This window comes from Actinomadura soli (genome assembly GCF_005889715.1).
In the GTDB taxonomy this organism is placed as follows: Bacteria; Actinomycetota; Actinomycetes; order Streptosporangiales; family Streptosporangiaceae; genus Spirillospora; species Spirillospora soli.
This window is the reverse complement of record NZ_VCKW01000318.1, coordinates 1-8,105: the sequence shown is the minus strand read 5'-3', so window position 1 is coordinate 8,105 and position 8,105 is coordinate 1. Positions and strand designations below refer to the sequence as shown.

Below are 8,105 nucleotides of genomic sequence, written 5' to 3'. Positions count from 1 at the left end.
CTCCAGGCCCACGACGAAAAGCACGGCACGGCTTTCCTGCCAACACTCGCCGCCTGGCTCGACCACTACGGCGACACAAAGGGCACAGCACAGGCACTGGACGTCCACCCCAACACCCTCCGCCACCGCCTGAAGAGAATGACCGAGGTCACGCCGCTGAACCTCTCGTCCGCCGAAACCCGCCTGGCCCTGCGCCTCCAACTGACCGCTCTCCTCGGCTAGGCATGTCCTCCCTATGTCGGCCCAGTGGAAAAGCAGTTGCTCTGATCGGGGCGGCTGGCGAGGGTGGTGGAGGGAGGTCTCATGGACGTCACGTTTCATCGGCTGGCCGGGAATCTCTACTTCACCACCGCGGTCCGCGCCGACGGGGTGACGGTGATGTCTCCCGGATACGATCGGACCAGCGCGATCCCGCATGACCTCGCGCACTTCGTCGCGGAGCGGGAGTTCGGGATGACGCGCGGCTTCTGGGGCAGCGTCGCCGCGGGGGCGCTGTTCACCAACATGGCCGTGACCTCGGGACGGCAGAAGCCGCACGCCGCCGAACGATCGAAGCGGATCATCAAAGCGCACGCGGACGACATCGGCCTCGCCGAGGCCGTTGCCGGGACGATCCACGACGCGGTCGAACAAGACCTCACGCCCAAGGAGGTCATGAGCGGACTGCGTGCGCTCTGGGGCGTCATCAGCCCCGCACCTCTGCCCATAGGCGACAAGGAAATCGAGGCCGTGACCGCCGCCCTGCGCCGTGAGGCCGGACGCTGGTCGGCGGTGCCCGTCGACCAGGGCCTGACCTTGAACTGGCCGCTGCGTGCGGAACACGTGCCGGTGCCTCCTTCCGGCAAAGCACGCACGGGCCGCCGTTCCCGCAAGGCCCGCCACCAACGTTGATCAACCAGCACTCAAACTGACCAAGCGCGGTCAGTTCGACCCAACCTGGCGATCAGGTGGCGGACGCGAGTGCCCGCAACTCCCGCGCCGCTGGCAACACCTGCGCCCGCTCTGGGAGAGCATTCAGCACGTTCTTCGCCAGAGTGCCGGTGCCAACGGCCAGGTAGCCAGGTCGTTCCTGGAGGGTTGTTATCGCCTGTTCCAGCCCCACGTCGATCTGACGTGCCCGCACCAAAGCTTCAGCCTGTATCAGCGACAGGTTCTTGATCGGCACAACCGAACTGGGCGGGTAGAGAGCGATGGCTTGGTCAAGCACGGCGGCCGCGTGGGAATCCCCGGTTCGCGTCAGTACATAAGACTCCGCCCAGCGCATCTGGCTCTCACGAAATGCCAGGACTGTCTGCGACCCGGCGGGCTGCGGCAGTCGCCCGAACATTTCCTTTATCTCCTTCACGGAGGCGAGGGCTTTGGCGCTGTCCCCCTGATCTGCCGCCATGTAGGCACGTGCCGCGTGCGCCCTGGCCAATCCGGCGGACGGCGCACCATTGGCTATGGCGATCGCCTCATCGGTCAGAGCGGCCACGACCCCTCGAGGCCGTCCGGCCCAGAATGCGTCCTGTGCTGCCCTGCCTCGCGTCCATACGCGTAGGTCACGGTCGCCGGATGCGTCAGCGGCACGGCGCGCAGTGCCCCAGGTGATCCTGGCCGAGCGTTCTTCGCCCGCGTCGCCGAACTCGATCGCGAGGAGGCCGGAGAGCCCGGCGCTGACTCGCAGCAATCGTGCCTGCTCAAGGGGAGTATGCGGCTGATCAAGCAGTGCGCCCACAGCGATGATGTCGGCCGTCAGGTCCCCGACCAGTGCCCCGGTCGGCCGGACCACGATCTGCTGGCCGTACTCGTGGACGGTCTGCTCCCATTCGTTCACGTCAACGTTCTGGCCGGTGGCGCGGTCGATGCCGGAGAGTATCTCTTCCAGGACTCCAGGGGGAATCGCCGTCCCGGCACCGAAGGCGGCGATCAGTTGCAGTGCGGCACGACGCTTCACGTCCTCGTCCCCATCGTCGGGAATAGGGCTCGGCTCTACGGTACCCGCCGGGTGATCGGACGATTCCTCCCCAAAGAGGTCCTTCTCCTCCATTTCGAACGCGGTGGCGTAGGCGGAGCCCCACTCGGCGGGGAACACCTCGCCATTCTCGTGGCGCTTGAGCTGGCGGGAGAGGTTCTTGACCTGGCTCATATCGGGATCGTCTATGCCAACTGCGGCATAGAGGCGGCGGGCGGCTTTGAACGGGCCCCAGCCGCGAGCCAGGCGTTCGGCCTCGATGCGTTCGGCCCACTGGGGGCGTGGCTGATCAGTCATTTGGATCGGCGCCCTTCGATCGGGGGAAGCGGGGACGTGGGGGCCAGCACTTCATTGTCGCCTTTTCGGTCCGTGTGCGCTCGGTTTCACTGAGTTAAAAGCGGAACTCGCGTCCGCGTCCGAGAAGACGAGAGGTCGAAATCATGGAGGACCGTATGAGCACCCTGGTGCGGCGAGGCGGCATCACTCGCGCGACCCGGGGGGCGCGGACGTTCGAGTGGAGGTTGGAGGAACGGACGGCCGGGGCCGCTCGGCGGGCGGTGCGGGAGACGCTGGCCGCGTGGGGCGTCACGGAGGGGGACATCGACGTCGCGGTGCTGCTGACGTCGGAGGTCGTCACGAACGCCATCCGGCACGTGCGGGCCGAGCTCCGAGCGGGAGTGGTCTGGGTCCGGGTCTGCGTGACCGAGGGACGGCTCCGGGTGGACGTGACCGACCCCGAGCCGGGCTGCCCGCGGCTCGTGGCGGCGCTCGACACCGACGAGGAGCACCGCGGCATGGCCGTGGTCGCGGGCTGCGCGGACCGCTGGGGTGCACCCGGGACCGGGCGGCGGCAAGACCGTGTGGTGGACGCAGGTCCTGGAGGTGCGGGCGCCGTCCTTCGAGCTGCCGCTGTTCAGGCGCGTCCTGTCGAGGGGCAGATCTCGGTGACGGCGCCTGCTGTCGCGAGCGCGACCGACGTGCGCAACGAATAGGGCGACAGTGGGCCAGAGACGCAACGAAACGCCAGGCGGGAGCAAGGTTGGCGCATTGGTTCGCGGACGGCTGGTTTCTAGGCTTTCGATCGTCGAACCCTCGTCCCCCTGGAGATGTGCATGAGCGTTCTGCCGGCGATGGCGCCCGGTGTCGGTGCCGAGCGGACGGCGCGGCGGCGGCGGTATCTGATGTGCCGTCCCGAGCATTTCGCCGTCACCTATGTGATCAATCCGTGGATGGACCCGGTGGCGGGCGCCGACGCCGGGAAGGCGGTGGGGCAATGGGAGGCGCTGCGGGCGGCGTATCTCGCGCTCGGGCATGAGGTGAGCCTCATCGATCCGATCGAGGGACTGCCCGACATGGTGTTCGCGGCGAACGGCGCTCTGGTCGTCGGCGGCCGCGTATACGGCGCGCGGTTCACCCACCCGGAACGGCATGCCGAAGGGCCCGCGTATTCCCGGTGGCTGCGGAAGAACGGGTTCTCGGAGGTGCTGGACGCGGAGCACACGAACGAGGGCGAGGGCGATTTCCTCACGCTGGACCACGTGATCCTGGCGGGGACGGGATTCCGCACGGAACTGGCCGCACATCAGGAGGCGCAGGAGTTCCTCGGACGGCCCGTGGTGACGCTCCGGCTCGTCGACCCGCGTTTCTACCACCTGGACACGGCGCTGTTCCCGCTCGGCGGCGGGAACGTCGCGTACTTCCCCGGGGCGTTCTCGCCCGGCAGCCGTGCGGTGCTGGAGCGGCTGTTCCCGAACGCGATCCTGGCGGGTGAGCGGGACGCGGCGGTGCTCGGCCTCAACGCCGTGTGCGACGGCCGCAACGTCGTCATCAACGCCGAGGCCGCCGAGTTGATCGAAACGCTGCGGGCCCACGGGTACGCCCCCGTACCGGTGGACTTGTCAGAGCTGCGCAAGGCGGGCGGCGGGCCCAAGTGCTGCACCCTGGAGCTGCGTTAGGAGCGCTTGGGTCTGGCGCGCAGGTGCATGCGCTCGCCCTGCGGCCCGAACAGGCTGAGCACCTCGACCGTGCCGCCGTGTCCGCTGAACCAGTGCGGCAGCCGGGTGTCGAACTCGGCGGCCTCGCCCGGCTCCAGGATCAGCTCCCGGTCACCGAGGAGGAGGCGGAGCCGCCCGTTCAGGACGTACAGCCAGTCGTAGCCCTCGTGCGTCTGCGGGTCGGGCGTCGAGCGGCGCTCCGGGACGATCATCTTGAACGCCTGCATCCCGCCGGGGCGCCGGGTCAGCGGCAGCACGGTCATGTCCGCCATGCGCTGCGGGCGGGGCCTGATCCGCGGGTCCCCGACGTCCGGGGCGCCGACCAGCTCGTCCAGCGGCACGCGGTGGGCCTGCGCGAGCGGGAGCAGCAGCTCCAGGCTCGGCCGCCGCTTGCCGGACTCCAGCCGCGACAGCGTGCTCACCGAGATGCCGGTGACCTCGGCGAGGGCGGTCAGCGTGACGTTCCGTTCCTGCCGCAGCCGCCGGAGCCTGGGCCCGACACCGGCGAGAACGTCATCGGTCGTCTCCATGCGTTCATTGCAGGAACAGCAAAGCGGTTTGTCAAATCCGCGGCCCTCTAGGGTGGCTGCCATGGGACCCGGCGAGCGGCGGTGGCGCGACGAGCGGGCGAGGCTCAACGGCTCGCGCGGGCCACTCGGTGAGGTGGCCGGCGCGCTGTATCCGGACGTTCCGCGCGTCGCCGGGACGTCGTTGCTGTGCCGCGAGGAATGGATCCCGGACGTCCCGATACCGCTGGAGGACGTCCGGCTGGAGTGGGACGCGCGCGATGTTCCGCCAGCCGTGGCCGATCCTTCTGATGGGCTTCCGGACGGCTACCGTACGTACGCCGAGGCGATGGCCGCCCTCGCGGCGCCGAAGATCTTCGAGGACCGCCCGAGCTACCGCCTCCTCGACGCCCGGCCCCCGGTGCTCCGCCTCGGCCCGGCCCGGTACTTCGACGGCGTGAACGTGGGCGAATCGGCCGCTCACGAGCTGGCGGCCGGGGTGGACGGGCTGCCCCTGCGCACCCGGATCGGCCACCCCTGCGACCTGTCCCGCCGAGCGGCCCTCACCGCGATCACGACGGCGACCATCACCACGTCCGGTTCGTACGTCCTGCACTGGCGGGACCCCGCCAAGGTCGCGCACGCGGGCGGTCTCCACCAGGTGATGCCGGTCGGCGTCTTCCAGCCGCTGGACGACGAGCTGCCGGACCTGTGGGCGTGCATGGTCCGCGAATACGCGGAAGAACTGCTCGGAATGGACGAGAACTACGGCGAAGGTTTCGTCCAGAGCGAGTGGCCTTTCCACCGGGCCCTGACGTCCGCCCGCGAGCGGGGACGCCTGAGGGCCTACTTCCTCGGCCTCGGCGTGGACCCGCTCACGTTCGCGCTCGACCTCCTGACGGCGGTCGTCATCGACGGTGACGCGTTCGGCGAGCTCTTCGGGGGGCTGGTCGCGGTCAACGAGGAGGGCGAGGTGTCGACGGCGCCGTTCGACGGGACGGTCCCGCGGCCGATGCAGCCGGCCGGGGCCGCCGCCCTGGAGCTGGCGTGGCGGCACCGGGCGGCTCTCGGGATCACTCCCGGCTGAGGTCCCTCAGCTCGTCCAGGGCGTCCACCAGGTGGTCCACGATCTCGGACGGGTCCGGGATGAGCGTGCGGCAGGCGACGATGCCGACGTTCACCTTGCCGTCGTAGGAGAAGACGGTGATGTTGAGGCCGCCGGTGACGTCGGTGATCACGGAGATCGGGTGGTAGGCGAGCACCCGGGCGCCGCACAGGTACAGCGGGAACTGCGGGCCGGGCACATTCGAGATGATCAGGTTGATGGGGCGCAGCGACATCGTCGGCGCGGCCTGGAGGGCGAGGCGGGTGGCGGCGCCCGCGAGGGGTGCGGGCACCAGGCCGCTGAGCTCCCGCACCCAGCCTCCGGACGACCCGGTGAACCGCCGCTTGGCGGTGTCCATGGCGCGCCGGACGGCCAGGTACCGCTCGGCCGGGTCCGGGATGTCGGTGGCCAGCGGCGTCGCCATCATGGAGATCTGGTTTCCGGCGTCGCCCCGGGCGGCGCGGGCGCGGGCGCCGCCGCGCCGCAGCGACACCGGGACGGCCGCGACGAGCGGCCGGTCCGGCAGTTCGCCGCGCTTGTCGAGCCACTGCCGCAGCGCGGTCGCGCACAGCGCCATGACGACGTCGTTGACGCTGCCGCCGAGCCCCCGCCTGATCTCCTTGACCGCGTCCAGCGGAAGCTCGCCGCAGGCGACGGCGCGGCGGCGCCCGATCGGCTGGTTGAACGGGGTCGGCGGGGCGCTCATCCGCGGCGCCCGCGGCATCTCCGGGCGGCGCAGCGCGCCCTGCATCACCGAGGACATCAGCCCGACGCCGGGGAGCGCCGAGACCCCGGGGATCTCGGCCAGGTACGGGGCGGTGCGCGCGACGGACATGGCCGTCCGGACGGGATGCAGCGCGGTCCTCAGCAGCCCGGCGCCCACCATCTCGGCGGTCCCGGGCGCGCGGGACGGCTCGGACTCGTCGGCGGGCAGCTCGCGGGGCTCGGGCGACAGGTCCAGCAGCGCGGCGAGCGTCTCGGCGGCCATCACGCCGTCGACGGCGGCGTGGTGCACCTTCACGTAGACGGCGGTCAGGCCGCCCGCGAGGCCCTGGATGAGGAACATCTCCCAGAGCGGGCGGGAACGATCCAGCGGCTGCTCGTGCAGCATCGCGACGACGTCGGCGAGCTGCCGGTCGTCGCCGGGCGCCGGGAGGCCGATCTCGAAGATGTGCCGGACGGGGTCGAAGTCCGGGTCGTCCTCCCAGTAGGGGTGGTCCAGGCCGAACGGCACCTGGACGAGCCGCTGCCGCAGCGGCCGGGCCGCGAGATGAGCGCGGTCGCGGACGAGCCCGGCGACGAGCGGCACCGTGAGCCGGCCACCCGGGCACGCGGCCGCGTCGACGATGCCCAGCCCCGCGATGTGGGCCTGGGTGGTGCCGGTCTCCGCGTTCAGGAAGGCGGCGTCCACGGTGGTCAACTGGCTCATGCTCTCTCGTCCGTCCCCTCGATATGCGCCTGCATGTCCTCTAGGAGATGCCGCCGAAGAGCGCAGGTCAACGCGATCCGGCAGGAAGTAACCCGGACTTAACAGGACGTTTCGTGCGGTTCACATGGGCGCCCGAGCGGGCGTTCACCGGGCGGGCGCATGATCATCGCATTAGGGTTGTGCCCCATGACGGCACGACCACTCACGGAGATCGTCGAAGCGGGATGGGCGACCGCGCTGGAACCGGTCGCCGGGACGATCGCCGCCGCCGGCGACTGGCTGCGCGCCGAGGTCGCCGCCGGACGCCGCTACCTCCCCGCCGGGAACCACATCCTGCGCGCGTTCACCCAGCCGTTCGACGGCGTCCGCGTCCTCATCATGGGCCAGGACCCCTACCCCACCCCGGGGCACCCGGTCGGGCTCAGCTTCTCCGTCGCGCCGGACGTCCGTCCGCTGCCCGCCAGCCTGATCAACATCTACCGCGAGTACTGCAGCGACCTGGGCCACCCCGAACCGTCCAACGGCGACCTCACCCCGTGGACGGAACAGGGCGTCTGCCTGCTCAACAGGTCGCTGACCGTCATGCCCGGCAAGCCGGGCTCGCACCGCGACAAGGGCTGGGAAGAGGTCACCGAGCAGGCCATCCGCGCCCTCGCGGCCCGCGGCCGCCCGCTCGTCGCCATCCTGTGGGGCCGCGACGCCCGCAACCTCAAGCCGCTGCTCGGCGGCGTCCCGTGCATCGAGTCGCCGCACCCGAGCCCGTACTCCGCCGACCGCGGCTTCTTCGGCTCCCGCCCCTTCACCCGCGCCAACCAGCTCCTGGAACAGCAGGGCGCCCACCCCGTCGACTGGAAGCTCCCGTAACACCCATCACCTGACGCGTCGTGCTCAAAGCCCAGGGCGTCCGCGACCGTCTCGGCCACCGCCCCCGCCACGCGACTACCTCAACAGTCGCGATCGCGTCCGAAGGCAGGTTTCGAGCTTGCGAGAAACCTGATCGCGCAGCGAGCCGCTAGGCGAGACGGAGCGATGCAGCGATCGCACGCGGTGAATTGGACTGAGGGCCCCCAAGGCCCTCAGTCCAATTCACCGCAATCAAGCAGGTGCAGGAGGGTGG

General features: G+C 70.3%; 9 protein-coding genes. 6 read left to right on the top strand and 3 right to left on the bottom strand.

All coding sequences use genetic code 11. The annotated features are described in order from the left end of the window. Together ETD83_RS36580 and ETD83_RS36575 are read left to right on the top strand one after the other, a co-directional pair. The coding region (locus ETD83_RS36580; RefSeq protein ID WP_138649784.1) for a helix-turn-helix domain-containing protein at positions 1-222 on the top strand (222 nt) is incomplete at its 5' end. Positions 223-303: 81 nt separating this feature from the next. Continuing rightward, positions 304-891: a hypothetical protein gene (locus ETD83_RS36575; RefSeq protein WP_138649783.1), complete on the top strand. Its 588-nt coding sequence runs from the start codon at positions 304-306 to the stop codon at positions 889-891. A gap of 52 nt (positions 892-943) precedes the next feature. Here the strand turns inward: ETD83_RS36575 and ETD83_RS36570 are convergent, their stop codons facing one another. Further along, positions 944-2,251: an XRE family transcriptional regulator gene (locus ETD83_RS36570; protein WP_230421424.1), complete on the bottom strand. Its 1,308-nt coding sequence runs from the start codon at positions 2,249-2,251 to the stop codon at positions 944-946. A 155-nt stretch (positions 2,252-2,406) separates the two neighbouring features. Between ETD83_RS36570 and ETD83_RS36565 the strand changes: the two genes are divergently transcribed. Both ETD83_RS36565 and ddaH read left to right on the top strand, forming a co-directional pair. Continuing rightward, positions 2,407-2,946 (top strand): ATP-binding protein, encoded by a 540-nt coding sequence (locus tag ETD83_RS36565; RefSeq protein WP_171064648.1) that lies wholly within the window; start codon positions 2,407-2,409, stop codon positions 2,944-2,946. 138 nt (positions 2,947-3,084) lie between these two features. Then, on the top strand, positions 3,085-3,909 hold the full coding sequence (ddaH, locus tag ETD83_RS36560) for a dimethylargininase (RefSeq protein WP_407921545.1): 825 nt from the start codon (positions 3,085-3,087) through the stop codon (positions 3,907-3,909). On the opposite strand, the gene ETD83_RS36555 is transcribed toward ddaH, so the two are convergent. Then, the gene (locus ETD83_RS36555; RefSeq protein WP_138649781.1) at positions 3,906-4,478 is read right to left on the bottom strand and encodes a helix-turn-helix domain-containing protein; all 573 of its coding nucleotides are present in this window, start codon (positions 4,476-4,478) and stop codon (positions 3,906-3,908) included. The genes ddaH and ETD83_RS36555 overlap by 4 nt on opposite strands. A 61-nt stretch (positions 4,479-4,539) precedes the next feature. Between ETD83_RS36555 and ETD83_RS36550 the strand changes: the two genes are divergently transcribed. Next, positions 4,540-5,541: a transcriptional regulator gene (locus ETD83_RS36550; protein ID WP_138649780.1), complete on the top strand. Its 1,002-nt coding sequence runs from the start codon at positions 4,540-4,542 to the stop codon at positions 5,539-5,541. Here the strand turns inward: ETD83_RS36550 and ETD83_RS36545 are convergent. After that, on the bottom strand, positions 5,528-6,988 hold the full coding sequence (locus ETD83_RS36545; protein ID WP_138649779.1) for a WS/DGAT/MGAT family O-acyltransferase: 1,461 nt from the start codon (positions 6,986-6,988) through the stop codon (positions 5,528-5,530). The two genes, ETD83_RS36550 and ETD83_RS36545, sit on opposite strands and share 14 nt — an antisense overlap. 186 nt (positions 6,989-7,174) lie before the next feature. On the opposite strand from ETD83_RS36545, the gene ETD83_RS36540 reads away from it, so the two are divergent. Then, positions 7,175-7,852 (top strand): uracil-DNA glycosylase, encoded by a 678-nt coding sequence (locus tag ETD83_RS36540; RefSeq protein WP_138649778.1) that lies wholly within the window; start codon positions 7,175-7,177, stop codon positions 7,850-7,852. The last annotated feature ends 253 nt before the right edge of the window (positions 7,853-8,105 follow it).